The organism is Streptomyces sp. WM6386, from assembly GCF_000972385.1.
Taxonomy (GTDB): domain Bacteria; phylum Actinomycetota; class Actinomycetes; order Streptomycetales; family Streptomycetaceae; genus Streptomyces.
Genome location: NZ_JXTE01000613.1, coordinates 1 through 373, shown reverse-complemented (window position 1 = coordinate 373; position 373 = coordinate 1). Strand labels below are relative to the sequence as shown.

Below are 373 nucleotides of genomic sequence, written 5' to 3'. Positions count from 1 at the left end.
CGAGCCGGTCGTGATGTACCTGCGCAAGCAGGGCCCGGGTCTGGTCACCGCCGCCGACATCGCGCCCCCGGCCGGTGTCGAGGTGCACAACCCCGACCTCGTCCTCGCCACGCTCAACGGCAAGGGCAAGCTGGAGATGGAGCTCACGGTCGAGCGTGGCCGCGGTTACGTCTCCGCCGTGCAGAACAAGCAGGTCGGTCAGGAGATCGGGCGCATCCCGGTCGACTCGATCTACTCGCCGGTGCTGAAGGTCACGTACAAGGTCGAGGCGACGCGTGTCGAGCAGCGCACCGACTTCGACAAGCTGATCGTCGACGTCGAGACCAAGCAGGCGATGCGTCCGCGTGACGCCATGGCCTCCGCCGGTAAGACG

The 373-nt window shown here is 67.3% G+C and carries 1 pseudogene; it reads left to right on the top strand.

Annotated elements, in window-relative coordinates:
• Positions 1 to 373, top strand: a pseudogene (locus TN53_RS42935) (DNA-directed RNA polymerase subunit alpha); the annotation flags it as partial.